This is a genomic window from Streptomyces sp. NPDC050636, assembly GCF_040654775.1.
Lineage (GTDB): Bacteria > Actinomycetota > Actinomycetes > Streptomycetales > Streptomycetaceae > Streptomyces.
Genome location: NZ_JBFAIP010000090.1, coordinates 1 through 25,068, shown reverse-complemented (window position 1 = coordinate 25,068; position 25,068 = coordinate 1). Strand labels below are relative to the sequence as shown.

Here is a 25,068-nt window from a genome sequence, read left to right as displayed (position 1 = left end):
GAAATCCCCACCCAACTTCACAAAGTTGGTGCCCTCAGACTTCAGAGACTCCACATCGGTCTGGAACCCGCCCGCGCCTGCCACAACGCCCCCCGCGCTCGTGATGGTTACTTAGAGCTATGCTCAAGTGGGAGCTTACTGGGTGGCACTGACAGCCTGCCACGTACCTTCAGGGCGTCGATCGACGGCCGTGGGCCGGTCAGTCCTCGGTGAGGCCGTCGCCGGGGAGCCAGCGATGGCGCAGGCCGGGGTCGTCAAAGGCCGCGAAGAGCTCTGCGGCCGGGGCGTCGATCGTATGGCTGACGCCGGCGCGGAATTCGCCCGTGCTGGACTGGCCGACCACGCGCAGGCCACGTTCCTGCTCGTAGCCGACGGTGATGGACTGGGCGTACCAGCCGTCCACCCCGTGGGACTCGACGAGCAGGCGGGCGATGGCGGTGTGGGTGAGGGTGGTGGCGTCCGCCGTGTCGAGGATCGTGAACCACTGCTTCCAGTCGCGGCCGGTGGCCGTGCGCAGGGCCTCGTCGGACAGCTTCTCGGTGATCTTCTTGCCTGCGTTCACCGGGCCGACGGTACGGCGCGGGGCCCACGGGGGCCAGGATCCGGGGTGTACGCACGCCTCAGCCTCCACCCTTCGGTCGCCCCGGCCCCGGGCGGATCACCCGAAGCCCACCCGCTCCAGCCAGAAGTTGAGCAGCGTGCTGTCGCCGAGGATTTCGAGGTCCGTGCTGGTGACGGGGCGGCGCCGGTAGACGAGGAGCAGGAGGTCGGTCAGGGGGCCGCGGACGGCGACGGTGGCCTTTTCGTGGGCGCGGCGCCAGGTGATGGTGTCGCCGGTGAGGTCGACCAGCCATTCCGCGGCTGCCTCGGGTGGGGTGTCGGTGGCGTGGAAGTGGAGGGTGCGGTCGGGGCCGAGCAGTTCGCGTCTCTCGGGATGGAAGTCGAACATCTGCGGTAGCGCGCCGAGTTCCATCCATTCGTCGAGGGCGTCGATGGCCACGGACTCGTCGACGGTGAAGTCGGCGCCGACGGCCAGGGCGGCGTCGGCCCGGTGGATGAGCGTCTCGTGGGCCATGCGGCGGGCGAAGAAGCGGGCGGTTCCGCCATGGCCGGGGAGCGGGGTCCACATCTGTGCGTCCGGCCCGGCGGCGCGCAGTGTGTCGGCCAGTTGCGCGGCGCTCTCGGCCAGCCAGGGTTCGAGTACGGCGGGGTCCTCGTCGGCGTACGGGGACAGGTCGCGGAAGTCGTCGTCGGGTGGGGGCTGGGGTGCTCGGGTGCGGACGATGGTTTCGGCCCAGCGCTGCGTGCCGCCGAGATGCCGTACGAGCTGGCCCACGTTCCAGCCGGGGCAGGAGGGCACGGGCGTCGTCAGGTCCGCGCCCTCCGCGCCCCCGGCGTCATTGATGAGGGTTCTCAACCGGTGGGACTGCGTGATGATTTCCGCGCAGTGGTCCTCGTAGGTCAGCTGACGAGTCATGACGCCACGTTACGGCGGACCACTGACAATCAGCCGCTACAACGTGCGGGTCGCCTCCAGGCGGAAGCGCAGCCGGCAGATGACCGCGTCCGTGTCGCGGCGGACCGCGTGGGCGACGACCGCGCCGCGCTGGTTCTGGAGCAGTCGCTGCCAGAGGTGGGCGGGTTCCACCTCCGGGATCAGGACGGTGACGCGGATGCTGGGGGGAGCTCCGGAGCTCACGGGGGAGCCGTCAGCGTCACGGCGGGTCGTCAGGTCCCGGATGTACGCGGCTATCGGCGGCCCTATAGAGCGCGTGGTGGAGGGGAGTTCCAGCAGTTCCACGCCCGGGTTCCAGAGTTCCCAGTCGCGTCTCAGCGACTCTATGGCCCGGCGGTCCTCGGGGGCGTCGTGGGTGACGGTGACCGCGATGACCTGGTTGCCCAGGGATACCGCCGCGTTGAGCGCCTCGCAGGTCAGGCGGGAGAGGTGGGAGACGGGGACGATGACGAGGGAGTGGGCGCGGCGCGGCGGCTCGGGGATGCGGCCCAGGCCCAGGCGCTCGCCGATCCGGGCGTAGGCGCGGTGGACGGCCTCGAAGGCGAGGACGAGGGCGGGGAGTGCGATGACGATGAGCCAGGCGCCTTCGGTGAACTTCGTGGCGGTGACGACGATGGCCGAGACGCCGGTGAGCAGGGCGCCGAAACCGTTCAGCAGAGTCTTGCCGCGCCAGCCCGTGGAGCGCTCGGCGCGCCAGTGGCGGACCATGCCCACCTGGCAGATGGTGAAGCCGACGAAGACGCCGATGGCGAAGAGCGGGACGAGGGTGTTGACGTCGCCGCCGGAGAAGAGGAGGAGGGCCGCGGCGACGGCGGCGAGGGCCAGTACGCCGTGGCGGTGGACCTGGCGGTCCGCCTTCAGGGCGAAGACGTGCGGCAGGTAGTTGTCGCGGGCGAGCAGGCTCATCAGGACCGGCAGGCCGCCGAAAGAGGTGTTGGCGGCGAGGGCCAGCAGGACCATGGTGGCGAACTGGACCACGTAGAAGGCCGAGTTGTGGCCGAGTGACGCGTCCGCCAGCTGGGCGAGGACGGTGACGCCGTCGACCGGCTGGAGGTGGAAGCGGCCGATGAGGACCGAGAGGCCGATGAGCATGATGCCGAGGAGCGCGCCCAGTGCGACTTCGGTTCGCTGCGCGCGCTTGGCGGCCGGGGCGCGGAAGGCCGGTACCGCGTTGGCGACCGCCTCAACACCGGTCAGCGCCGAACAGCCGGACGCGAACGCCTTGAGGAGGAGCAGAGCGCCGACGGCGGTGGCGTTGTGGGCGAGGACGGAGGCGTGGCCGTCGGCGGTGACGGTGGAGGCCGGCGCGTCCCGGAACAGGCCGACGACGATCATCGTCAGGATCGCGCCGATGAAGACGGCGGTGGGGACGATGAACGCCTTGGCGGAGTCGACGATGCCGCGCAGGTTGACGGCCGTGACGAGGACCAGTACGGCCAGGCAGATCCACAGGCGGTCGCCGTAGAGGGAGGGGAAGGCGCTGGTCAGGGCCGCTACGCCGGCCGTCACGGAGACCGCGACGTTGAGGACGTAGTCGAGGACGAGGGAGGCGGCGGCCACCAGGGCGGTGCGGTGGCCCAGATGGGTTTTGGCCACCGCGTAGGAACCTCCCCCATTGGGGAAGGCGGCGATCACCTGGCGGTAGGACGCGACCAGTACGGCGAGCAGTGCGGCGATGGCCAGTGTGACGGGGAGGGTGAAGCCGAGCCCGTGGGCGCCCGCGGCGGCCAGGACCAGCACGATCGCCTCGGGGCCGTACGCCACGGAGGCCATCGCGTCGAGGGAGAGGGCGGCCAGGCCCTGGAGGGCGGTGAGGCGGTGGCGGGCGTCGGGCTCGGGAGCCGTACCGGAGGCCTCGGGACCGGCCGGCTGTGTGGCCGTGGCGTCGGTGGCCGGATCCGGAGGTTCCTCGGGCCGGTGTGCGGGTCGGGACACCATTGACATCTCGTCGTACCTCCGTGCGGCACCGTGTGGGACCAGCCCAGCCTGCGGCGCGGGTAAGCCGTCGGCTCCCGGCCTTGGCGGGCTCTTGGCGGGCGGCGCGGGGTTCTTCACGCGTTCTTGACGCGGTGGTGATGGCCCGTATGCCGACGCCGGGGGCGCCGCGGCCGGTTCTGACCCATGGAGTGGCGACTTTTCGGCGTACACGTCAAGGGCGCGTTAGCGGTACGTCAAGGTTCCTGGGGCCGGTGTCAGCGCCGTGTAAACACCTCCTAAGCCCGGGCCGCGCCGCCCTAGCGTCGGCTATATGGGACGGCGACGAGGCCTGGGGCCCGAATTCACGACGGATGACGGGGATGACGGGGAGGGTGGGGGCTGTGGGGGAGAGGCGGGAAGGGCGAGGTTCGGGCGCGTGGGGGGAGTACGGTCAGCGGTTCCCTCACCGCCTGTGCGTGTCCGCGGGTTGGCCCACGACCGGACGTGGGCGCCCGAGATGCGCGCCGCGCTCTGGTGCTCGGCCGTACTGCTCGCCCTCATGCTGCTCGTCGACATCGCCAACCGGACCCTCGTCCCGTGGCGTTTTCTCTGCTGGACGGCCGTCGCGCTGGTGCTCTTCGCGATCCTCTACCCGCCACGGGTGACGGCCGGCGGGCACTGGCTGGTCTCCCGCGGCCTGCTGCGTACTCGCCGGGTCCGTACGGATCTGCTCGTTCTCGTCCGCCGCAGCGACGGGATGGCCCCGCGCCTGGTTTTCCGCGACGCCGTGGGCGGCCGCGTCGAACTGGACCCCAAGGTCCTCACCGCGAACCCGATGCTGTGGCACCAGCTCGACCAGGGCGTATGCCGGTCCCGGGGCTGCGGCCTGCTCCGCTGCGGCGCGGCCCCCCTCCAGGCGCTGGCCGACCGCATCGATCATGACGGGGCGCGGGCGGTGTTCGAGGCGTCCGGGCTGGAAGCGCGGGAGTAGCCGGCCCCGCCGATCCCCGGAGCGCCCCGTGCCCCATGGCCGCCGGCTGCCCCCTCCTTACCTGCCCTGTGCCGCGGCGAACGCCCGCAGATCGCGGTAGCGGACGAGGCGGACGCCGCAGAAGTCGTCGGGCCCTTCGTCGGCCCAGCCGAAGACCGCGGCGAGCATCCAGATCGCGATGAAGAGGTAGCCGCCCAGCCAACGCTTGAACAGCCGGGTCAGACGGGGGCGGGTGCCGGTCTTTTCGTAGATGACTCGGGTGCGGGTGGCGAACTTGCCGATGCTCGCGCCCGAGATACGGGTCAGGACGACGTGGTTGAGGAAGGAGATCCCGAAGCAGGCGCCGGCGATGGCGGATATGCCCTTGGAGAAGGGCAGATCGGCGCCGTCGGTGACGCGCATGGCGATGAAGGCGGCGGTCAGAGCCAGCAGGCTGTCGACGAAGACCGCACCGATCCGGCGCGCGTCGGCCGGTTCGGGGATACGCGCCACAGCAGCTGCCCCCTGCGGAGACGGCTGCTGCTGATACGGGGCGGGCGGCTGCTGTTGGTGCGGGTGCTGCGGGTGCCCCTGTTGTCCGCCGTACTGCTGCTGCGGATGCCCCTGTTGCCCGCCGTACTGCTGCTGCGGGTGCTGCTGCCCGTACTGCTGCTGGGCGGGCGGAGCCTGCTGATGCGTCGGCTGCTGGTACGGCTGCTGCTGATACGGGTGCTGCGGCGGCTGCCCGTACGGCTGCTGGTTCTGCTGCTGCGGCTGCTGCGGGAAGGATTGGTCGTACATGGGTACGGATCCTTCCACGGCAGGGGCGGATTCTTCCACGGCGCATGCCCGGGGTGTCAGCCGCAGGTCAGGGATGTCAGCCGCAGGTCAGGGCGTAGCGGGCAGGGAGAAGTCGTAAGGGACGCCGGTGAGTTGTTCCGAGGCCGTCCACAGTCGCTCGGAGACCGAGTCGTTCTTCGTCCAGGGCGCGCGCAGGGACGAGGCCGGGGCGCCGCGCAGCCCGTTGCGAGGGCCGATGAAGGAGTCCGGCTTCATGTGCGGGGCGGTGGCCGCGCAGAGGGTGCCCAGCGCACCGCCCTCCGCGGACTGGGCGATCAGGCGGTTGCCGATTTCCATGACCCGTTCGGCGGACCGTCGGCCCTCCATCCGGGCGCCCGTGGTCTGCAGATTCGTGGCGGCGTAGCCGGGATGCGAGGCGGCCGCGACGACCTGCGAGCCGGCCGCGGCCAGCCGCCGGGACAGCTCGTGGACGAAGAGCAGATTGGCGCTCTTCGACCGGCCATAGGCCATCCAACGCCCGTATTTGCGCACGCTGTTGAGGTCTTCGAGATCGACGTCGGCGATGGCGTGCATCATGCTGGAGACGGTGACGACGCGCGCCCCGGGGGTGGCGAGGAGCTTGGGCAGCAGCAGCCCGGTCAGCGCGAAGTGCCCGAGGTGGTTGGTGCCGAACTGCATCTCGAAGCCATCGGTGGTGGTGCGGTACGGCAGCGCCATCACGCCCGCGTTGTTGATGAGCAGGTCGAGACGGTCACCGTCGAAGTCGTCGAGGGCCGCGGCGAAGTCCCGTACGGACGACAGGTCGGCCAGGTCGAGCTGCCGGAACTCGGCCTCGGCGGTGGGGACTTCGGAGCGCAGCCGGCCCAGGGCGGCGACGCCGCGCGCCTCATTGCGGCAGGCCAGCAGCACACGGGCGCCGCGACGCGCCAGTTCGCGCGCGGTGACATAGCCGATGCCGCTGTTCGCGCCCGTGATGACCGCCGAACGGCCGGTCTGGTCGGGGATGTGGCTGGTGTTCCACCGGGTCACGCCTGCACTCCTCCGTGGGGGGAAAGCCAGGGTATCCCCGGGGGGTCGCGATTCCAGCAGTGGTCCGGCAGTGGTCCGGTAGTGGTCTGCCGGTGGCCGGTCGATGGTCAGTTCTCCGGGTCTCCCGGATGCGCCTCCCCCTCCGCCAGCCGTTTGATGGCCGTGAGTCGGGTGTCCCAATCGGCCGCGACCCGGTCCATCCACCGGGCGGTGACGCCGAGTCGCTGGGGTATGACCCGGTAGCGCGCTTCGCGGCCCTCCCGGTGGCCGGCGACGAGGCCGGCCCGGTCGAGGACCCCCAGGTGTTTGACGATCGCCTGGCGGCTGACCGGCAGCTCCGCCGCCAGGACCGTGGCGGTCGCCTCGCCGTGCGCGGCGAGGGCGTCGAGTATCCGGCGGCGGGTCGGGTCCGCCAGCGCGGACAACACCTCCGCCACGGCGTCCGCGCCGGCGCCCGCCCCCGCGCCTGTCTCCGACGTCATGCCGCCAGCCGCTCCGCGTACTGCCGGATGTTCTCTACCTGGCCGGACCAGCCCTCGGAGTGGCTCTCGTACGAGGCGCCCTTCATCCTCTCCTCGGGGATGGCGAGGCCGGCGAATCCGGTCTCCACCACGCGCAGCCGGGTGCCCTCGCCCTCCGGGGTGAGGGTGAACTCGACCAGGGTGGAGTTGCCCTCGACCGCCACCTCCCCGGGGAACGCGCTGGCCCACCGGTAGGAGAAGTGGCGCGGCGGATCGACCGTCACGATCGTGGTCGGGAACCGGCCCCACTCGCCGTGGTCGAGGTGCATGATGCCGCCCGGCCGCAGGTCGACCGGGGTCGGCTCGCCCTGGCCGAACCACGAGCCGACATGCTCCGGCTCCGTGAGCACCGCCCAGACCCGTTCCACGGGCGCGGCGATGCTGATCTCCCGTTCGATGCGGTCCTTGCCGGGGTCGTTTCCGCTGCTGCTGGCGCTGCTGTTGCCGCTCATGGGTGAACCTCCCGCTGCCCGGTCCGGCCGTCGGTCCGGCCGTCCTTTACGTGCTACTCAATGGTTGCACGTCGCGGCAGGACCCGCAACCAACAGGTTGCGGGTCGGTGCGGGTCAGCCGTCCTGCCGCTCACTCCGCACCCGTACCTGATACGCCCGGACCGACACCGACGAATCGTCCAGGCACTCCCCGGTCGTCAGGTCGAAACGCTGCTTGAGCAGCGGAGACGCCACGAACGGGCGGTCGGCGGTGGAACCGGTCAGGCCGCGGGAGAGGACATACGCGCCGGTGAACGGATCGCGGTTGCCGATCGCGTACGCACGGCCGGCGCGGTCGAGGAACAGCGCGACCTGTTCGCCGTCCGGGAGCAGGGCGGCGACGCCGCGCCCCGGGGTGAGGTCCCCCAATGCGCAGACCGCGAACCAGCCCTGCGGGCCGAAGATCTCGACCGTGGTGGTGGCGTCCGGGGCCCCCGTAGGGGAGCCCGCCGCGGCATCAGGGGTCAGTGCGGTGGTCATCAGACGGAGGTCCCTTCCAGGGTGCGAACGGGCAGGGTCGGGCCGGCCAGCAGCGTCAGGTCCGGCTTGACCTGGTCGCGCTCCGGCACGAACTGGACCGACGGGTCCGGGGCGTTGGGCGCATTGACGAAGGAGACGAAGCGGGCCAGCCGGTCGGGGTCGGCGAGCGTCTCGGCCCATTCGTCGCGGTAGTGCAGGACATGCGCGGCCATCAGGGCCTCCAGCTCGTCGCACAGCCCCAGCGAGTCATGGACGATGACATCGCGTACGTGGTCGAGGCCGCCCTCGATCCGCTCCAGCCAGGCGGAGGTGCGCTCCAGGCGGTCGGCGGTGCGGATGTAGAACATCAGGAACCGGTCGATGAGGCGGATCAGTTCGTCGTCGGACAGGTCCTGGGCGAGCAGGTCGGCGTGCCGCGGGTCGGCGCCGCCGTTGCCGCCGACGTACAGGTTCCAGCCGTTCGACGTGGCGATGACGCCGAAGTCCTTGCCGCGTGCCTCCGCGCATTCACGGGCACAGCCGGAGACCGCGGACTTCAGCTTGTGCGGGGACCTGAGCCCCCGGTAGCGCAGCTCCAGGTCGATGGCCATCCGGACGGAGTCCTGGACGCCGTATCTGCACCAGGTCTGCCCGACGCAGGACTTCACGGTGCGCAGCGCCTTGCCGTACGCATGCCCCGACTCGAAGCCGGCGTCCACGAGCCGGGCCCAGACCTGCGGGAGCTGGTCGACGCGGGCGCCGAACAGGTCGATCCGCTGGCCTCCGGTGATCTTGGTGTAGAGGCCGAAGTCGCGGGCCACCTCACCGATGACGATCAGCTTCTCCGGGGTGATCTCACCGCCGGGGATACGCGGCACGATCGAGTACGAGCCATTGCGCTGGAGGTTGGCGAGGAAGTGGTCGTTGGTGTCCTGGAGGGCGGCCTGCTCACCGTCGAGGACATAGCCGTCGGCGCCGACCGCGGGCGCGAGGGAGGCGATGATCGAGCCGACGGTGGGCTTGCAGATCTCGCAGCCGTCGCCGTCCCTGGCCTCCGGGCGGCCGTGCGAGTCCAGCAGCTCGGCGAAGGTGGTCAGCCGCAGCGTACGGACGATCTCGTAGAGCTCGGCGCGGGTGTGCGGGAAACAGCCGCACAGGCCCTTGTCGACGGTGACGCCGCTCGCCTCCAGCTCGTCGTTGACCAGGCTGGTCAGCGCCTTGACGCAGGAGCCGCAGCCGGTGCCGGCCTTGGTGCACTTCTTGACCTCGGGCACGGTGCCGCAGGAGTGCTCGGTGACCGCGGAGCGGATCGCGCCCTTGGTGACGTTGTGGCAGTTGCAGATCACCGCGTCATCCGGCAGGGCGGACGGGCCGAGGGCGGGCGGCGCGCCGGCCCCGGCGGGCAGCACCAGCAGCTCCGGCGCCAGCGGCGGCACGCTGCCGGTCAGCGGGCGCAGCATCCCGTATGCCTCGGCGTCGCCGACCAGCACACCGCCCAGCAGCTCGCCCTCCGAGCCGATGACCAGCTTCTTGTAGACGCCGCTGCGGGAGTCCGCGTAGACGACGTCGAGGCAGCCGTCGGTGGTGCCGTGCGCATCGCCGAAGGAGGCGACGTCCACGCCGAGCAGCTTGAGCTTGGTGGACAGATCGGCGCCGGTGAAGCTGCTCTCCTGTCCGGCGATGGTGTCGGCGGCCGTGCGGGCCATGTCGTAGCCCGGTGCGACCAGGCCGTAGACCCGGCCGTCGCTCGCCAGCGCGCATTCGCCGATCGCGTAGACGGCGGGGTCGCTGGTCCGGCACTGCTCGTCGATGGTGATACCGCCCCGCTCGCCGACCGCCAGACCGCAGTCCCGGGCGAGCTGGTCGCGGGGGCGGACACCGGCGGAGAAGATGACCAGGTCGGTGTCGATCCGCGAGCCGTCGGAGAGGTCCATGGCGGTGACCGCGCCGTCGTCGCCCGCGACGATCTCCTTGCCGCCGACGCCGGTGTGCACGTCGAGGCCCATCTCCTCGACGGTACGGCGCAGCGCGCTGCCGCCGCCCTCGTCGACCTGGAGGGCCATCAGCCGCGGGTTGAACTCCACGATGTGGGTCTGGAGCCCGAGCCCCTTGAGCGCGCCGGCCGCCTCCAGGCCGAGCAGTCCGCCGCCGACGACCACGCCGGTGCCGGAGTTCTTGGCGTACTCCTCGATGGCGAGCAGGTCCTCGATGGTGCGGTAGACGAAGCAGCCCGCGCTGTCCTTGCCGGGAACCGGCGGTACGAACGGGTACGAGCCGGTGGCCAGCACCAGGCTGTCGTAGCGGACGGTCAGGCCGGAGCGCGCGGTCACCGTGCGGGTGTCGCGGTCGATCGCGGTGGCCGGGTCGCCCAGGTGCAGTTCGATGCCGTGCCGGGCCATGAAGCCGGACTCGGTGAGGCTCAGGTCGTCGGGGGTGCGGCCGGCGAAGTACGACGTCAGCTGAACGCGGTCGTAGGCCGGACGCGGTTCCTCGCAGAGCACGACCACCCGCGCGCGCTCGGTGACGCCGCGGTCGGCGAGCTCCTCAAGGAAGCGCTGGCCGACCATGCCGTGTCCTACGAGCACGATGGTGGGGCGGGCGGCGGTGGCGCCCGGGGTGGTGTCGGGGTGCGGTGTGGCGGCTGCGGCCATGATCAGAAGCCTCCGTCGGTGGTGAGCAGGTGGAGCAGCGGTGCTGCGGGGAGCGGCTCGTCGCCCTCCCAGGTGCGGGCGAGCGCGCCGACAGTGCCGAGATCGCCGAGGAGGATGCCGCCGACCAGCCGGTCTCCGCGCACGACGACCTTGCGATAGGACGTCCGGGTGGCGTCGGAGAGGCGGACGACGTCGTCGCCGGGGAGCGGGGTGGTCTCGCCGAAGGCGGCGAGGTCGAAGGGGAATGAGGGGTGATTCGTGGGGCCGGTGGGAGCGGTGGTCCCGGTGGAGGGTGCCGTTACGGGGGCCTCCTGGGAGGCCAGGGTCAGGCGGGTCAGGGCGCGGGTGCCCGTATACGGGGCGGTGCGGGGCGCCGCGGGCGTGGCCGGCCCGGACGGCGCTTCGGTCAGTACGCGGGCGAGTACATCGGCCTGTTCCTGGGCGGCGCCCGCCAGGCCGTAGACCGTGCCGTTGTGCTCGGCGCAGTCGCCGATGGCGAAGATGCGCGGATCGCTGGTGCGCAGGGTGTCGTCGACGCGGATGCCGCGGCCGACGTCCAGACCGGCGGCCTGGGCGAGCCCGGTGCGCGGCCGGACGCCGCAGGCGAGGACCACCAGCTCGGCATCGAGACGGAAGCCGTCGGCGAGCTCCACGGCGCGCACGGCGCGGGTGGCGGGGGCGGCGGGTGATGCCTCCGCCGACTCCGGTGCCGGCTTCTGCGGGCCGGTTTCGATTCCCCGTACGCGGCACTCGGTGTGCACCTCGATGCCGAGCGCGGCCATGTGCTTGCCGAGCAGCGCCGCGGCATCCGTATCGAGGTGGCGCTCCATGAGGTGCTCGCCCTGGTGGGCGAGGACGACCTGGGCGCCGCGCCCGGCCAGCGCGCGGGCCGCGGAGACGCCGAGCAGCCCGCCGCCGATCACCACGACCGGTGCGCCGGGACGCGCGGCGGCGGCCAGCGCCCGGCAGTCGTCCATGGTGCGGAAGGGGTGCACGCCGTCCGGAAGATCACCGCGGCCGGGTGTGAAGAGGCCGCGGAGCGGGGGCAGCACGGGGTTGGCCCCGGTGGCCAGCACGAGGATGTCGTACGGGACGTCCTGCCCGTCGTCGCACAGCACCCGCCGCGCGTCCCGGTCGATACGTACCGCCCGTACGCCGCTCAGCCGGCGCACTCCGCTGCCGGGCGCGGGCAGCGCGATGACCTCCGGCGCGTAGCGGCCCGCGAGGACCTCGGCGAGCAGTACACGGTTGTAGGGCGGGTGCGGCTCCTCGCCGATGACGGTGACGGTGACAGCGGCATCCACGGCGGCGCCGGCACCGGCCGGGGCGGCGGTCAGCTGGCGGGCGAGCCGGGCACCGGCCATCCCGCCGCCGATCACCACCACGCGCGTTGTCGAAGTCATGCACGTCAGCCTGCGTCCCGGCTGTTACCCGCCCGCATCCCCACTGTTTCCCGCGCGGAACGCTGCGCTCAGCGACGTGGTGGCCGGAGTGTGAGGCCGGGGCGCGATGAGTACCGGTGAGTATGCGTACTCATGCGGCCGGCGGCCGGGGCAGCCACCATAGGCGCATGCGCCTGAGCACGCGAACACACAGGACACACAAGACACCCACGGTGGCCGCCGCAGTTCTGGCCGCCGCTGTACCGGTCGCCGCATGGGGTCTGCTGGGGCAGTACGACGATCAGGGCCTGCCGCCGTCCGAGCTCGACTACATCGTCACGCCCCCGGACATCCCGGCGGGCCTGGACACGACGATGGGCGTCGTCGCCCTGCTGCTCGCGGGCGCCGCCGTGGTGCTGCTGGCCCGTGCCTCGCGCCGTGGGACCTTCGAACCTCGCAGGTGGCAGGTGCTGGGACCGCTGATCGTGGCCGGGCTGATGATCGGCTACGGATGGCGGGTGGTGACCGCGGGGGTGATCGGCGCCAACATCGGGGGCGGCCTCGTGATCATGTTCGGCGGTCCGGTGGTGGCCGGGCTGCTGCTGTGGGCGGTGGGCCGCGGATTCTGGCTGTCACGGCACCCTGACGCGGGCGGCGGCCGCGGTCCGCGGACCGGGTTCACACCGGGTGGCGCATGGGGCTCCGGGGCCTGAAGGGGATCCGGGGCTTGACGGAGTTACAGGGGCTGAGGGAGTTCCAGGGTCTGAGGGCGCTCAGGGGCTGGAGGGGCTTCGCCTTCGCGCCCCGTCATCTGGCCGCGGTACTCCACACGCTGCTCGCCGCGCCGCTCGCGCTGCTGGGCGCGGTGCTGGTGCCGACGGGGCTCGCGGTGGGGGCGGTGCTGTCGTGGACGGCCCTCGGCCCCTGGCTGATCGCACTCACCGTACGGGGCGCGCTGGCCCTCGGTGATCTCCAACGTGCCCTGGCCCAGGCCCTGTTGGGAGAGGCCATAGAGCCGGCGGCGCGGCGCAGAGGGCCCGGCGCGTTCGGCTGGCGGCGGGCGGTGCTCGGCGACCGGGCCGGCTGGCGGGCCGTCGGCTGTGTGCTGCTCGCGCCGCTGACGGCCGTTCCGCCGCTGCTCGCCGTCCTCGTCGGCTATGTATACGGTCTGCTGGCCGTCGCCCACCCCGTACTGCGGCACTGGAACTACGTCACACTCCGCCGCCACGACGGTTCCGTCCACCAGGTGTCGCTGCAGATCCACGGCGTCCAGCTCGACACCTGGCCGCGCTGGCTGGTGGTGGTCGCCGCCGGAGCGCTACTCCTCCTGCTCGCGCCGTGGCTGGTACGCCGGGCAGGCGCCCCGCACCGGATGCTGCTGCGCGCACTGCTCGGGCCGAACGCCACGGATGCCCGTATCCGCACCTTGGAGGAAACCCGCGCACACGCCGTCGACGATGCCGCCGCCACGCTCCGCCGCATCGAACGGGATCTGCACGACGGCACCCAGGCCCGGCTCGTCGGGCTGGGCATGCATCTCACACTCATCCGTGAACTGATCACCAAGGACGCCGGCCGGGACCAGTTGCTCAAGGTCGTGGAGACCGCACAGGGCAACGCCAAACAAGCCGTCGTCGATCTGCGCCATCTCGTCCGAGGCATCCACCCGCCCGTCCTCGACCAGGGCCTGGAATCCGCGCTGGCCACCCTCGCCGCCGATGCGCCGCTGCCCGTCGGGCTCGGCGCCGACATCCGCCAACGCCCGTCCCCCGCCCTGGAGTCCATCGCCTACTTCTGTGCCGCCGAGCTGCTCGCCAATGCCGTCAAGCACAGCGGCGCGGCGCGCGTGGATATCGAGGTGCGCACCGAGGGTGTTGCCGTGCGCACCGACGATGCCGAGGTGCGCACCGACGCCGGGCCGCCGACCGCCCTCTCGTTGTCCGTACGGGACGACGGGCGCGGCGGGGCGAAGGTCGGCGCGGGCAGCGGGCTGACCGGTCTGCGGGCCCGAATCCGCACCGTCGACGGGACGCTGACCTGCGACAGCCCGGACGGAGGGCCTACGGTGGTCGCCGTCCGGCTCCCGTACCCGTCCCACTGACCTCACGAGCGCTACGAACCCACGAACCCCACGAACCAACCCCACGAACCCTGTGGCCCCATCAACCCCACCAACCACATGAACCCCATCAACCCCACCAACCACATCAATCCCACAAAAACGCAACCAACCCCACGGACTTCACGAGCAGAGGCAGGGACCATGCGAGTCGTCATCGCCGAGGACTCCGCGATCCTGCGCGACGGACTCGTCCAACTCCTGGAGCTGCGCGGGGTGGAGGTGGCGGCGGCCGTCGGGGACGCCGAGGCGCTGCTGGCCGCCGTCGCGGAACACCGGCCGGACGCCGCCGTGGTGGACATCCGGCTGCCGCCGGGCCACACCGACGAGGGGCTGCGCGCCGCCGTCGAGCTGCGCCGCGACCATCCCGGCACCGGCGTGCTGATCTTCTCCCAGTACGTGGAGACGAAATACGCGGACCGGCTGTTCGGCGACGGGTTCGCGGGGGTCGGCTATCTCCTCAAGGAACGGGTGGTGGACATCGGGGAGTTCGTGGACGCGCTGGAGCGGATCGCGGCCGGTGGCACCGCGCTGGACCCGGACGTGGTCTCCCAGCTGTTCGGCGCGAGCCGCCGGGCCAGGGCGCTGGATTCCCTCACCCCGCGCGAGCGCGAGGTGCTGTCGTTGATGGCACAGGGCCGTACCAACTCCTCCATCGCGGCGGCGCTGACCGTCTCGGAGCGGGCGGTCGAGAAACACATCGCGAATATCTTCGGCAAGCTCGGTCTGCTGCCGTCCGGGACGGGGCATCGGCGGGTATTGGCGGTGCTGCGGTATCTGGAGAGCGAGAGGTAGATCGCTGAGACTGCCCTCAGCCGCCCAGCGCGGAGAGAGCTCCGCACCAGCGGTACAGCCATCCGGCGGCGTGACGGTGAACCCCACACCGCCGAATGGTCAGCCCGACAGCCCGACAGCCTCTCAACCCATCAGCCTCTCAACCCGTCTCAAGCCGTCTTAACCCGTCTTAACCCGTCTCAACCCGTCAACGGGTCACCTCCGCCGGGCACAGGCGGCGCGGCTGTGCGTCGGTACGCAGCTTCGCGTCGACACAGCCGCCCGGCAGGCCGTCGTACGCCTCGCTGCCGAAGTTGGCGGTGACGGTCAGCGCGCCGTCGCCGAAGGCTGTGCGCTGGACGGTCCGGTCGCCGGTCAGCCACCGGAAGGAGGTCATCCGCTCGGTGCCCGCGACACGGTGCAGGGGCGCGAAGTACTTCTGGAGCGCGGCGAGTTCGGGACCGTTCTTCGTCAGCGTCGGGCCGTCGAGAACATAGTTGAGAGGGGTGTTGTAGAGCATCGCGAGCAGCGCGCGGGTGGTCTTCTGGGCCGGCAGTTTCTCGTACGACAGCTCCCAGCGCTCGGCGTTGACCAGTGAGCTGTGCAGCGCCGTCTCGTAGAGGGGGACGCGGTACTTCGGGTCGTACATGGCCGTGACCAGATCGGCGGGCAGCCGCACCGGCTTGAAGAACGCCTTGGGGGCGTTCTGCGGGTAGTAGCCGCCCCAGTTCTGCTTGTCGCGCTCCAGCTTCCACAGGCCGTCGGCGACCGGGGTGCCCGCCCCGTGGTCGAAGGCCAGCACCTGGTTGGCCCAGGGCTGGGCGGTCTCCGAGCCGAGGACGAGGTTCTCGGCCAGCCGCCGCATCCGGGCGAGCCGGCTCTGGCGGTCGCCCGCCTTGGTCATCTCATGACCGGTGCCATGGTCGCGGAACAGCTCACCGGTCGCATCGACGTCAAGGAAGTAACTGTCCGCCCCGTTGGCGACCATCGAGCGGGTGCGGTCGGCCAGATAGTGCTTCGTCGGCTCGGCCTTCTCGAAGGCGCGCGAGCTGAGATAGCAGCCGCGCCCGCCGAACCCGGTCTGCGGTGTGCCGTCCGCCTTCCGGACACAGAAGTCGGGGTAGACGCGGCCGGGCCAGGCGGAGGTGGGGCTGTCGGCGCTCTTCGGGTCCTGGCCGTTGGCGAACGAGTCGTAGGGGCCGACGAGGTAGCCCGCCTTCTTGGCGGCGCGTGCCGCCGAGGCGTCCATGGGGCCGGGACCGGAGTCGTAACCGAGCCACATCCGGTCCACGCCGAGCCGTTTCAGCTTGGCGACACCGGACGCGGTGCGCGCATCGCCCCAGACGTAGGCGTGGAAGGCACCGAGCAGCCTGCCGTTGGCCGGGTTCTTCCTGATCTTCTCGCGGAGGCTGCCGAGTTGGCCCGTCTGGGAGAGGTAGGAGCGGTAGTCCGCGGCGGGGGCGACCGGGTTGCCGTCGGTGAGGGCGAAGGAGACGGAGTATGTACGGGTGCCCTCGCCGGCGTCGAAGGCGTGGGCGGCCGTGGCGCGCAGCCGGCCGCCGGTGGAGGCGAAGCGCAGGGAGGTGCCGAGGTCGGTGGGGGTGAGATAGCTGACGCCGTGCCGGCTTCCGGAAGCCCCTGATCCGCTGAGGGAGTAGCCCCACAGGGGCAGGGACAGTTCGGCTCCCATATCGACCGTGCTGCCGGCCAGCCCGCCCTTCTCCGAGTTCCAGAAGGCGTCCCGTACGGGGATGTCCAGGCCCTGGCCGCGCGGGAGCTGGACGGCGGAGGCGGCGGTATCGGTGCCGGTCACCGGCCAGCTGAGGGAGCCGTCGCGGTCGGACCGCAGAGCGATCCGCAGCCGCCCGTGGTCCGAACGGGCCGTCACGCTCAGCCCCTTGGCGGGATAGCTCCAGCGCGCCCCGGCGGCCGTGCTGGTCACCGGCCCCGGCTCGCCGAGGTCACCGGCCGCGGGGTCGGACAGCACCAGCTTCTTCCCGTCACCGGTACGCGCGGTCACCCCCAGCGAGGCGGTGTCGATGACGGCCGTGCCGCCGGTGACGGGCAGTTCGAGGCGGCGCCCCTGGACGGTCCCGGCAGACGCGCTGTCGCATCCGGCGACGCCGAAAGCGGTGGCCGTGAGGGCGAGGGAGGCGGCCAGTGCCCGGGTGCCACGGTGGCGCCGCACGCGGCCACCCGGTGCACCCCCGTAACGGCCCCCGAAACGGCCCTCGTAACGGCCCCCGGAAGTAACCCCGGTCGTGATCGTGGATTCCATGGTGATGTGGATACGGGCTCTGCCTAAGAACCTTCTAAGAGACGGCCCGGCCCGGGGCCGACGCGGGCCGCGGTCCGGTCCGCCCAGACGTGCGTACTCATTGGTCCCGCACGGTGTCCAGCCGTGCCATGTCCTCCTCCGTGAGTGCGATCCGCGCCGCGTCGAGGTTCTCGTCCAGGTGAGCGGGCGAGCTCGTACCGGGCGTGGGCAGCAGCACGGGGGAGCGGTGCAGCAGCCAGGCCAGCGCGATCTGCCCGGTGGTCGCGCCGTGCCCGTCGGCGACCTCGGCCAGCACCTCGCCGGCGCCGCCCGTCAGCGTGCCGTTGCCAAGCGGGAACCACGGCAGAAACGCCGTGCCCCGCCTCTCGCACAGCTCCAACAGCTCCTCGGAACCACGGTCCAGCAGGTTGTAGCGATTCTGTACGGACGCGATCGGGGCGATCTCCAGCGCCCGCGTCAGCTCCTCTACACCGATGGTGTCCAGCCCGATGTGCCGGATCTTCCCTGCCTGTTGCAGCTCAGTCAGTGCACCCAGCTGCTCGGCCATCGGCACCTCCGGATCGAACCGGTGCAGCTGGTAGAGGTCGATCGTCTCTGTACGCAGCCGACGCAGACTCGCCTCGCACATCGACCGCAGCCGCTCCGGCCGCCCCGCGATATGCCAGACGTCGGGCCCTGTACGGACCACCCCGCCCTTCGTCGCGATCACCAGTCCGTCCGGATACGGATGCAGGGCGCGCGCCACCAACTCCTCGGCCACATCGGGGCCGTAGTTGTCGGCGGTGTCGATCAGCGTGGCCCCGCGCTCCACGGCGCGGCGGAGCAGCGCGACGGAGTGCTGCGGATCGTCGTGCCGAGGCCCCCAGTATCCGGCGCCGACGAGCCCGCCGGTCCCGAACCCCAACCGCCGTACCGGCAGATTTCCACCGACCGGAAAGAGCGTTTCAGTGTCCATGAAAACCGGAGCGTAGACCGCACCTCCTTCATAAGATCACCCAGTGCCCCCTCACATAGATCTCTTCACACTGACCCTCCTCTGCTTGGCCGCTCTCGCGGCAGGCTGGATCGATGCCGTGGTGGGCGGCGGCGGACTCCTGCTGCTCCCCGCCCTGCTGGTCGGACTCCCGCACACTCCCCCCGCATACGTCCTGGGCACCAACAAGTCCACCGCCATCGTCGGCACCGCCGCGGCCGCCGTCACCTACGTCCGCAAAGCCCCCATCGATCTACGGACCGCTCTGCGCATCGGCCTTGCCGCGCTCGTCGGATCGCTGGCCGGAGCGTTCTTCGCGGCCGGAATCAACAGCGAGGTGCTGCGCCCGCTGATCATGGCCGTACTCGTCGCGGTGCTCGCCTTCGTCCTCTTCCGCCCCGCCTTCGGGACCGCCCCCGCACCCTCGGGCCCTGTCACGCGCCAGCGGGTACTGGCGGCGATCCTCATCGCGGGCCTGGGCATCGGCTTCTATGACGGCCTGATCGGCCCCGGGACCGGCGCCTTCCTCATCATCGCGCTCGCCGCCGTCCTGCACATGGACCTGGTCACGTCCTCCGCCACCGCCAAGGTGATCAATGTCTGCACCAACATCGGCGCCCTGACGATGTTCGCGATCCAGGGCACCGTGCTGTGGCAACTGGGCGCGCTGCTCGCACTGTTCAACCTCGTCGGCGGCATGGTCGGCGCCAAAATGGCCCTGAAACGCGGCGTCGGCTTCGTGCGCGGCGTCCTGGTCGTCGTGGTCATCTCCCTCCTGTGCAAACTGGCCTACGACCAGTGGCTGGCGGTCTGAACCCTCCTGATCCACCCCCATCAAAAACGGATCAGAACCGGATCAGAACCGGATCTCGGATCAGAGTCAGGTCTCGGTCAGGGGCAGGGTCAGATCTTGGATCAGAGTCAGGTCTCGGATCAGAACCGGCAGTTGTACATCCGCGCTATATCCCGCACCCCTGGCACCAGCGCCGTCGCCCGAGCCGCCACGCGGTATGCCGCCGGTAGCTTCTCCATCCCCGGTATCTCCAGCGCGCTGATGTTCTCGACGATCTCCAGCTTCGGGTTTAGCCGCGCCACGCCCGCCGCGTCCGTGCCCCAGTGCAGTGTCGCCCCGGCCCTTCTGACGACGTGGTTCATCCACTGCGTACGGATGGCGAATGCGCTGAAGGCATCGAAGGCCAGCTCCCCGCTCGGCGCATGCGCTATCAATCGCCGCAGCAGTGCTGTCCCGTCCTCCTCGGTCAGATACATCAGCAGCCCTTCGGCCACGATGATCGTCGGTCGGTCCGACGGCAACTGCGCTATCCACGCGGGGTCGGTGACGGACGAGGGGATGGTCGTATACCCCTCGCGCTCCGGATAGAGCTCCCGCCGCAGCTCTATGACCTCTGGGTAGTCGATGTCGTACCACCGCACCCCGGGCCCCGGGTCCAGACGGTAGACGCGGGAGTCCAGGCCGCAGCCCAGGTGCACCACCACCGCGTCCTCGTGTGCGCTGAGGAAACGCGCCGTCCAGACATCCAACTGCCGGGCCCGCAGCGCGACTGCGGCCGAATCGCCGGGCCCCATGTGCAGCTTCTTGAAGTCGTAGTCGAGCCGCCGCACGGTGTCCACGGCCATGGTGTCGCCGAGGATCGGATTCTTCGAGCGGCTGTCCACCGCGCGGCCGTAGAGCGTGGCGAGAAGGGTTTCCTTCTCCTCGGTCAGATGCACCTTCGGATTCGGGTGCACCTTCGGATTCAGACTGGTCATGCTTCGAGAGTACAGAACATTCAGAATAATGTGAAGATTCGAGAGAAAGAAAACCCGCGGGTAGGAAATCTCTGCCGGTCCCGCTCGACTGAGAGGCTGAGGTGCCCAGGTCGGCCCAGGTCGGCCTGGGTCGGCACCGGTCAGTCCAGGTCAGCCCCGGGCAGCCGCCACGGGCGCCGCGCCGCGGGCCCGATGAGCCACCTTCGTGACGGCCGTCAGCAGCACCGCCGAGTCTTCGACCGCCAACAGCCCATGCCGCTCATGCGGGAGCGCGGTGACCTGACCGGCGGTCAACTCTTCCTGTCCGGCAACCCCGGTCAGCCGGACCCGCCCCCGCAGTACCTGGAGGCTCGCCGCCGGCGGTGAATTGTGCTCGTCCAGCGCGGAGCCCGCGGTCAGCGCGATCACGGTCTGCCGCAGCGGGCCGTCGTGCAGAAAGAGATGGGCGCTGCGCCCGTGCGCGGAGGCCCTGGCGTCGTCGATCTGATTCCGGGTGAGAGTGTTCAGGTTGTCCATGGCGCGGGCCTTTCGGGTGCGGACCGTCGGCGGGGCTCCTCCTCGTCTCCGTCCTTGTTCTTCTCCATCCTTGCCGGTGCCCGGGCGGGCGCAACCGGGGCGTTTTGGTGTGAGGCGGGCGTACACGCAGCTATCGGGGCGTCCGGGTGCATGCCGACGACAGGGCGGGCCAGTCACTACCGGGATGATCATCATCATCCGTACGATGCGACGCGATGCGATCAGAACCGATCGACCGTATGCCGGGCCGATCCCGATCCCGTTCCCGTTCCCGTTGCCGTTCCCGAACCCTGCCGACAGCTCCGGTCCCAGTCCCAGTCCCAGCTCCAGTCCCTATCTCTGTCCCCGCCTCTATTCCCACTCCCATCCCCATCCCTCTTTCCGTCTCCTTTTCCGTCCCCGAAGGGTGCACAAAACCGTGGCCGACCCGACAGCCCTGAACGAACCGCCCGAGCCGTCCGACCCCTCGGACGAACCCGGGGAGCCGGCCCGTTTCCTGACCGCCATGACGACCACCGACAGCGAGCAGAAGGCCGAGCGGCTGGCACGCGGTGCGATCGAGGGCAGGTTCGCGGCCTGCGCGCAGGTCAGTGCGCCGGTGACCTCGGTGTTCCGCTGGGAAGGCGCCGTCGAGACCAGCCAGGAGTGGCAGGTGCTGTTCAAGACGGCGGCCGCGCGTTACGAGGCGCTGGCGGCCTACCTCCTCGAAGCGCACGACTATGACACCCCCGAGATCATCGCCACCCCGATCACCCGCGGTAGCGCCGGATATCTGTCCTGGGTCGCAAAGGAGGCGAGCTGAACGTGCGGAAGCGACCTGAAGCGGCCGAGGGGCCTGAAGCAGCCAAGGGAACCGAAGTGGCTGAGCGATCTGATGCGGAGCGACGGGCTCACTCCCGGCGCTCTTGGAGAAGGACGGCGGCAGCCGCGCTCGGCCTGACGCTGTGCCTGGGCACGGCATCCGTGGGCGTCGCGTCCAGTTCTGGCCTTGATGCCAAGAACCCCGCCGACCCCTCCAGCGCCACGAATCAGACCAAGGCAACCAGCCAAAGCAAGCCCAACAGCCAAACCAAGCCCAATATCCAAGCCGACGTCATCAACTCCGGCGCTGCCTGGACCAGCCGTGACGCCGCCGCCTACTGGACGCCCCGGCGGATGGCCGACGCGGCCCCGGACCCGGATGCGGACGTGGACGTGGACGTGGACGCGGCCCCGGATGACGCTCCGGCTCCGGATGACGCCCCGCTCCGGGATGACGCCCCGCTCCCGGACGACGCTCCGCTCCCGGACGACGCCCCGCCCAAGAATGGCGCCGCGCAGTCCGCCAAGGCCTGGTCCGCGCCCGCCGCCAAGGCCGCCAACCCCCGACTCGCCCCCACCGCACGCCACTTCGACGGCATCCCGACCGTCGGTGTGCTGTTCTTCCTCGACGGGGACGCGCGGGCCCATCACTGCACCGCCAGTGTGGTGAGCAGCCCGCACCGCAATCTGATCCTCACGGCTGGGCACTGCGACCTGGGTGAGAACGCCGCCTTCGTCCCGCAGTACCGGTCGGGCGCGGGCACCCAGCCGTACGGGGTGTGGGCGATCAACGAGACCTTCTCGTACCCCGGCCGCGGTACCACCGGCTCCGCTTCCGACCTCGACTTCGCCTTCGCCACCGTCGAGCCGGACGAGTTCGGCCGCCAGATCGAGTCGGTCACCGGCGGCAACGTTCTTTCCGCCACGCCCGGTTACACCAACAAGGTCACCGTCACCGGCTACCCCAGCGTCCGTAACGACTGGCAGGACCGGGCCGTACGCTGCGACGCCCGCACCACCCGGCTGGCCGGAACCCACCAACTGCGCATGGAATGCGGGGGGTTCTACGGCGGCACCTCGGGCAGCCCCTGGCTGACCCACTTCAACAAGCAGACCAGGACCGGCCGGGTCATCGGCCTCATCGGTGGTCTCAACGGCGGGGGTCCGAAAGGCCCGCAGAGCGACCGGATCTCCTACAGCCCGTACTTCGGAGCGGCGATCTTCACCCTCTACGACCGCGCGACGCAGGCGTGACCGGAGAGGGCGTGATCGGAGAGGGCGTGATCGGAGAGGGAATGACCGGAGAGGGTGTGATCAGGGGGTCGTGATCCCAGGGTTGTGATCCCAGGGGCTGGCGGAGGCGCTATCGCAGCGCCTCCGCCAGCCCCTTCTCGTGCGGCCCGAGGAAGTGCGGATCCGGCCGCAGCAGCGCGTCCGCGGCCGCCTTCCCCGCCGCGAAGATCTCCCGAACGCCGCCGTACGCCCAGGTCACATCGTGCCGGGCGGCGACCCCGACCCCGTACGACTCGACTCCGGCCGCCTCGCACAGCGCCAGCGCCCGTCGGATGTGAAAGCCCTGGCTGACCAGCACCGCACGGTCCACACCGAAGATCCGGTGCGCACGGCTGCACGAGTCCCAGGTGTCGAAGCCCGCGTAGTCGCTGACGATCTTCCGGGCCGGGACGCCGTGCCGCAGCAGATAGCTGCGCATCGCGTCCGGTTCGTCGTAGTCGTGCCTGCTGTTGTCGCCGGTGACCAGGATCGCGCGGACCGTGCCCCGGTCGTACAACTCGGCGGCCGCGTCCAGCCGGTGCGCGAGATACGGCGACGGCTCGCCGTTCCACAGGCCCGCGCCGAAGACGACGGCGACCGGCGCGGCGGGCGCGTCCGCGACGGTACGGACGCGTGGGCCCGCCATCGCGTTCATCCATGTCGCGGGAGCCAGCGCGAGCACCGTCAGCACCACGACGGCCTGATATGTGCGGCGCCACCCCCGCCGGGTCCGCGGCAGCCGTATCCGCCGCACCAGCCCCAGCACCAGCCCTCGCATCCGTCTCCCTCTCCGCCCCGCCTACACGCGCTCATGCTCGTCTCGCACCTGTACGCGCACTCGCACCTGTACGCGCACGCGCACCCGTACGCGCACTCGAACCCTTACGTCCACTCGCACTCGCACCCGCGCTCGTACTTGTGATCGATCTCGCCAGCTGCGACGCCCGCGGACCTGGCATGGTTGCAGTGGGGCGGCAAACGTCACCGCACAGCCGGCCCGCCCGAGCACGTCTCCCGCCCCGCAACGTGCCAGGCCGGAACGTCCGGAGAGGATCCCACGCGCATGATCACCGAGCACGGGCGCCTGCCGTTCTTCGTGTACGGAACACTGCGCCCCGGCGAGGCCAACTACGGCTGGACGCTGCGCGGCAGGACCGCGGCCGAGGAGCCGGCCCGGATCGGCGGCGCACTGCTCTACGACGGCCCCGGATACCCGTACGCCATAGCCGGACCCGCGGACGCGGTGGTGCACGGCGACCTCGTCCGGCCACGGGACGCCGACTACGACGAGGTGCGCGCGGTGCTCGATCGCCTGGAGGGCTACGCCCCCGGCGCCCCGGGGAACGTCTACGAGCGGGTGGTCACCGAGGCCGTGTGCCCGGACGGCAGGACCGTACGGGCCTGGGTCTACCTGGCGGCGGACCCGCTGGCCGCCCGGCTGCGCGGCACCGGCACCCCTATAGAGGGCGGCGACTGGCTGAACGCCGCGGCGGTCGCGCGGTCCCGGCGCCCGGTCGGACCTGGCGCCCCCACCGCCCCGGACCACGCGCCCGGTTAACCTGGACGATCACTCCCGTCACTCCCATCGCTCCCATCACTCCCGTACGGAGGCCCCACCCGTAAACGAGGCACTCTCCCGTACTGAGAGCCCTACGGAGCGCCTCACCGAGAGCCCTTCCCGTACCGCAGAACAGGTGTCACCCGCGTGCCTTCCACCCCCTCGTCCCCCTCTGCCGCCTCCGCCGCATCCGCCGCCAAGCCTCCGCTGCCCAAGGCCGAGTTGCATCTCCACATCGAGGGCACCCTGGAGCCCGGGCTGGCGTTCGCGCTCGCCGAGCGCAACGGCGTCACCCTTCCGTACGCCACCGAGGACGCGCTGCGCCGCGCCTACTCCTTCGCCGACCTGCAGTCGTTCCTGAACCTCTACTACGCGCTGATGGCCGTGCTGCGCACCGAGGACGACTTCGCCGACCTCGCGGACGCCTATCTCGCCCGCGCCCGGGAACAGGGCGTCCGGCACGCCGAGATCTTCTTCGACCCGCAGGCGCACACCGCGCGCGGCGTCCCGATCGGCACGGTCATCCGCGGCCTGGCCCGCGCGCTCGACGGCGCCCAGGAGACGTACGGCATCAGCACCCGACTGATCATGTGCTTCCTGCGCGACGAGAGCGCCGAGTCGGCCCTGGCGACCTTCGAGGCGGCCCGCCCGTACCTGGACCGGATCACGGCCGTCGGCCTGGACTCGGCGGAGGTCGGGCACCCGCCGTCGAAGTTCAAGGAGGTCTACGCGCTGGCGAGGGAGGCCGGGCTCAAGTGCGTGGCGCACGCGGGGGAGGAGGGCCCGCCCGCGTACGTCTGGGAGGCGCTGGACGTCCTCGGCGTGGACCGGATCGACCACGGGGTGCGCTCCATGGAGGACGAGGCGCTGGTGGCCCGGCTGGTGGCGGACCAGGTCCCGCTCACCGTCTGCCCGCTGTCGAACGTCCGCCTCCGGGTCATCGACGACCTCGCCGACCATCCGCTGCCCGCGATGCTGGACGCCGGGCTGCTGGTCACCGTCAACTCCGACGATCCCGCCTACTTCGGCGGCTACGCGGACGACAACTTCACCGCCGTACGCGATGCCCTCGGCCTCGACGAGGACACGCTGCGCACCCTGGCCCGCAACTCGTTCCTGGCCGCCTTCCTCGATGAGGCGACGCGCGCCGTGTATCTGCAGGAGGTCGACTCGCACTAGGTGTATTGATCACGAGCGTTGTTGACACTTGCCGGGCTTGATCATGGCGAAGACCTCCGGTGTGGTGGAGCTGTCTAGGACTGCACCGCAC

The 25,068-nt window shown here is 70.9% G+C and carries 24 protein-coding genes; 9 read left to right on the top strand and 15 right to left on the bottom strand.

Annotated features, from left to right (window positions below):
* Positions 1 to 199: 199 nt before the first annotated feature.
* The 3 genes from AB0I10_RS34085 to AB0I10_RS34075 all read right to left on the bottom strand — a co-directional run bounded on the left by AB0I10_RS34085 (position 200) and on the right by AB0I10_RS34075 (position 3,460).
* The gene (locus AB0I10_RS34085) at positions 200 to 562 is read right to left on the bottom strand and encodes a hypothetical protein (protein WP_363156572.1); all 363 of its coding nucleotides are present in this window, start codon (positions 560 to 562) and stop codon (positions 200 to 202) included.
* 96 nt (positions 563 to 658) lie between these two features.
* A complete protein-coding gene (locus AB0I10_RS34080) occupies positions 659 to 1,477 on the bottom strand; it encodes a maleylpyruvate isomerase family mycothiol-dependent enzyme (protein ID WP_363156571.1) in 819 nt (272 codons plus the stop codon).
* A 36-nt stretch (positions 1,478 to 1,513) separates the two neighbouring features.
* Positions 1,514 to 3,460 (bottom strand): APC family permease, encoded by a 1,947-nt coding sequence (locus AB0I10_RS34075; RefSeq protein WP_363156570.1) that lies wholly within the window; start codon positions 3,458 to 3,460, stop codon positions 1,514 to 1,516.
* 490 nt (positions 3,461 to 3,950) lie between these two features.
* Between AB0I10_RS34075 and AB0I10_RS34070 the strand changes: the two genes are divergently transcribed.
* Positions 3,951 to 4,424, top strand: coding sequence for a hypothetical protein (locus AB0I10_RS34070; protein ID WP_363156569.1), 474 nt, complete (start codon positions 3,951 to 3,953; stop codon positions 4,422 to 4,424).
* Positions 4,425 to 4,481: 57 nt separating this feature from the next.
* Here AB0I10_RS34070 and AB0I10_RS34065 read toward each other — a convergent pair whose 3' ends face one another.
* The 7 genes from AB0I10_RS34065 to AB0I10_RS34035 all read right to left on the bottom strand — a co-directional run bounded on the left by AB0I10_RS34065 (position 4,482) and on the right by AB0I10_RS34035 (position 11,758).
* On the bottom strand, positions 4,482 to 5,204 hold the full coding sequence (locus tag AB0I10_RS34065) for an RDD family protein (RefSeq protein WP_363156568.1): 723 nt from the start codon (positions 5,202 to 5,204) through the stop codon (positions 4,482 to 4,484).
* 87 nt (positions 5,205 to 5,291) lie between these two features.
* Positions 5,292 to 6,233 (bottom strand): oxidoreductase, encoded by a 942-nt coding sequence (locus tag AB0I10_RS34060; RefSeq protein WP_363156567.1) that lies wholly within the window; start codon positions 6,231 to 6,233, stop codon positions 5,292 to 5,294.
* Positions 6,234 to 6,340: 107 nt separating this feature from the next.
* The gene (locus AB0I10_RS34055; RefSeq protein ID WP_363156566.1) at positions 6,341 to 6,715 is read right to left on the bottom strand and encodes a metalloregulator ArsR/SmtB family transcription factor; all 375 of its coding nucleotides are present in this window, start codon (positions 6,713 to 6,715) and stop codon (positions 6,341 to 6,343) included.
* Positions 6,712 to 7,206: an SRPBCC family protein gene (locus AB0I10_RS34050; RefSeq protein ID WP_363156564.1), complete on the bottom strand. Its 495-nt coding sequence runs from the start codon at positions 7,204 to 7,206 to the stop codon at positions 6,712 to 6,714. The genes AB0I10_RS34055 and AB0I10_RS34050 overlap by 4 nt, the downstream gene beginning before the upstream one ends.
* A 114-nt stretch (positions 7,207 to 7,320) precedes the next feature.
* Positions 7,321 to 7,725, bottom strand: coding sequence for a nitrite reductase small subunit NirD (gene nirD / locus AB0I10_RS34045; RefSeq protein ID WP_363156563.1), 405 nt, complete (start codon positions 7,723 to 7,725; stop codon positions 7,321 to 7,323).
* On the bottom strand, positions 7,725 to 10,355 hold the full coding sequence (gene nirB, locus AB0I10_RS34040; protein ID WP_363156562.1) for a nitrite reductase large subunit NirB: 2,631 nt from the start codon (positions 10,353 to 10,355) through the stop codon (positions 7,725 to 7,727). Before nirB ends, nirD begins: the two co-directional genes overlap by 1 nt.
* A 2-nt stretch (positions 10,356 to 10,357) precedes the next feature.
* Positions 10,358 to 11,758 carry an FAD-dependent oxidoreductase gene (locus tag AB0I10_RS34035; RefSeq protein WP_363156561.1) on the bottom strand — a complete coding sequence of 467 codons (1,401 nt, stop codon included), beginning with the start codon at positions 11,756 to 11,758 and terminating at the stop codon, positions 10,358 to 10,360.
* Between the two features lie 212 nt (positions 11,759 to 11,970).
* Between AB0I10_RS34035 and AB0I10_RS34030 the strand changes: the two genes are divergently transcribed.
* The 3 genes from AB0I10_RS34030 to AB0I10_RS34020 all read left to right on the top strand — a co-directional run bounded on the left by AB0I10_RS34030 (position 11,971) and on the right by AB0I10_RS34020 (position 14,651).
* Entirely contained in the window at positions 11,971 to 12,450 is a 480-nt protein-coding gene (locus AB0I10_RS34030; RefSeq protein ID WP_363156560.1) for a hypothetical protein, read from the top strand.
* A gap of 14 nt (positions 12,451 to 12,464) precedes the next feature.
* A complete protein-coding gene (locus tag AB0I10_RS34025) occupies positions 12,465 to 13,838 on the top strand; it encodes a sensor domain-containing protein (RefSeq protein WP_363156559.1) in 1,374 nt (457 codons plus the stop codon).
* Positions 13,839 to 14,000: 162 nt separating this feature from the next.
* Entirely contained in the window at positions 14,001 to 14,651 is a 651-nt protein-coding gene (locus tag AB0I10_RS34020) for a response regulator transcription factor (RefSeq protein ID WP_363156558.1), read from the top strand.
* Between the two features lie 187 nt (positions 14,652 to 14,838).
* Here AB0I10_RS34020 and AB0I10_RS34015 read toward each other — a convergent pair whose 3' ends face one another.
* Both AB0I10_RS34015 and AB0I10_RS34010 read right to left on the bottom strand, forming a co-directional pair.
* A complete protein-coding gene (locus AB0I10_RS34015; protein ID WP_363156557.1) occupies positions 14,839 to 16,818 on the bottom strand; it encodes a glycoside hydrolase in 1,980 nt (659 codons plus the stop codon).
* A gap of 187 nt (positions 16,819 to 17,005) precedes the next feature.
* Positions 17,006 to 17,863, bottom strand: a complete 858-nt coding sequence (locus AB0I10_RS34010) for an aldo/keto reductase (protein WP_363156556.1) — start codon at positions 17,861 to 17,863, stop codon at positions 17,006 to 17,008.
* A gap of 43 nt (positions 17,864 to 17,906) precedes the next feature.
* Between AB0I10_RS34010 and AB0I10_RS34005 the strand changes: the two genes are divergently transcribed.
* The gene (locus tag AB0I10_RS34005; protein ID WP_363156555.1) at positions 17,907 to 18,695 is read left to right on the top strand and encodes a TSUP family transporter; all 789 of its coding nucleotides are present in this window, start codon (positions 17,907 to 17,909) and stop codon (positions 18,693 to 18,695) included.
* A 119-nt stretch (positions 18,696 to 18,814) separates the two neighbouring features.
* Here the strand turns inward: AB0I10_RS34005 and AB0I10_RS34000 are convergent, their stop codons facing one another.
* Both AB0I10_RS34000 and AB0I10_RS33995 read right to left on the bottom strand, forming a co-directional pair.
* Entirely contained in the window at positions 18,815 to 19,651 is an 837-nt protein-coding gene (locus AB0I10_RS34000) for a class I SAM-dependent methyltransferase (protein ID WP_363156554.1), read from the bottom strand.
* Positions 19,652 to 19,801: 150 nt separating this feature from the next.
* Positions 19,802 to 20,167 (bottom strand): cupin, encoded by a 366-nt coding sequence (locus tag AB0I10_RS33995; protein ID WP_363156553.1) that lies wholly within the window; start codon positions 20,165 to 20,167, stop codon positions 19,802 to 19,804.
* 418 nt (positions 20,168 to 20,585) lie between these two features.
* Between AB0I10_RS33995 and cutA the strand changes: the two genes are divergently transcribed.
* A complete protein-coding gene (gene cutA, locus AB0I10_RS33990; RefSeq protein ID WP_363156552.1) occupies positions 20,586 to 20,969 on the top strand; it encodes a divalent-cation tolerance protein CutA in 384 nt (127 codons plus the stop codon).
* A 56-nt stretch (positions 20,970 to 21,025) separates the two neighbouring features.
* Positions 21,026 to 22,222 carry a trypsin-like serine protease gene (locus tag AB0I10_RS33985; RefSeq protein WP_363156551.1) on the top strand — a complete coding sequence of 399 codons (1,197 nt, stop codon included), beginning with the start codon at positions 21,026 to 21,028 and terminating at the stop codon, positions 22,220 to 22,222.
* A gap of 109 nt (positions 22,223 to 22,331) precedes the next feature.
* Here the strand turns inward: AB0I10_RS33985 and AB0I10_RS33980 are convergent, their stop codons facing one another.
* Positions 22,332 to 23,018 carry an ElyC/SanA/YdcF family protein gene (locus AB0I10_RS33980; protein ID WP_363156550.1) on the bottom strand — a complete coding sequence of 229 codons (687 nt, stop codon included), beginning with the start codon at positions 23,016 to 23,018 and terminating at the stop codon, positions 22,332 to 22,334.
* A 285-nt stretch (positions 23,019 to 23,303) separates the two neighbouring features.
* Between AB0I10_RS33980 and AB0I10_RS33975 the strand changes: the two genes are divergently transcribed.
* Complete coding sequence (locus tag AB0I10_RS33975) at positions 23,304 to 23,798, top strand: gamma-glutamylcyclotransferase family protein (protein WP_363156548.1); 495 nt, start codon at positions 23,304 to 23,306, stop codon at positions 23,796 to 23,798.
* A gap of 147 nt (positions 23,799 to 23,945) precedes the next feature.
* The gene (locus AB0I10_RS33970; protein ID WP_363156547.1) at positions 23,946 to 24,977 is read left to right on the top strand and encodes an adenosine deaminase; all 1,032 of its coding nucleotides are present in this window, start codon (positions 23,946 to 23,948) and stop codon (positions 24,975 to 24,977) included.
* Positions 24,978 to 25,068 lie beyond the last annotated feature (91 nt).